The 550-nt window shown below is 47.1% G+C and carries 1 protein-coding gene; it reads right to left on the reverse strand.

The genetic code is table 11. The features are described 5' to 3' along the window. Positions 1–550, reverse strand: a 550-nt coding sequence (locus R7190_RS29835; protein WP_318138204.1) for an MlaD family protein, incomplete at both ends; no start/stop codon positions are given.

The raw sequence follows: 550 nt of genomic DNA on the forward strand, positions 1-550 counted from the left end.
AACCGGAGCTTTGCGTTTTAGGCCACGAACGGACTCTTCGAATAGCATTACGAATTCGATGTATTCGTCGTACATGCCTTCGCGTACTTGTTTAACATCATCGTACAAACGGAAGTTCGTCATATCTTTGGTAAGAGCTTCGCCTGACTCCATTCCAGGAATGCTATCAAAGGTGACGCCACCAGTAAGAAGGCTTTCAAGCGAGCCAAATTTCACTTCAAATCCTTCCGCATTCAACTGTAAATCGAGGCCTGAATTGAGCCAGAATTTGGTGCGAGTGCGCACTAAACTGTCATAAGGCTTAAAGATGAAAAGTTGGTAAAGAGCACGGCGCGTATCTACGTCAAAGCTGGTTTTCTCTACTCGCCCAACCGTAAAGCCTTTATAAATAACCGGGTCACCCACACCAAGCTTACCTGCTTCACGGTGAGTCAAGACAATGCGCAGACCTTCTGCGTCAGGCGAAGCGACAGGTGGAACATCCAGAACTGCGAAATGATCTTTTTCGACCTGAGAACTGCCCGGTTGCAATTGAATGTAAGCACTGGAG

It is taken from the genome of Vibrio sp. 1078-1, from assembly GCF_033340475.1.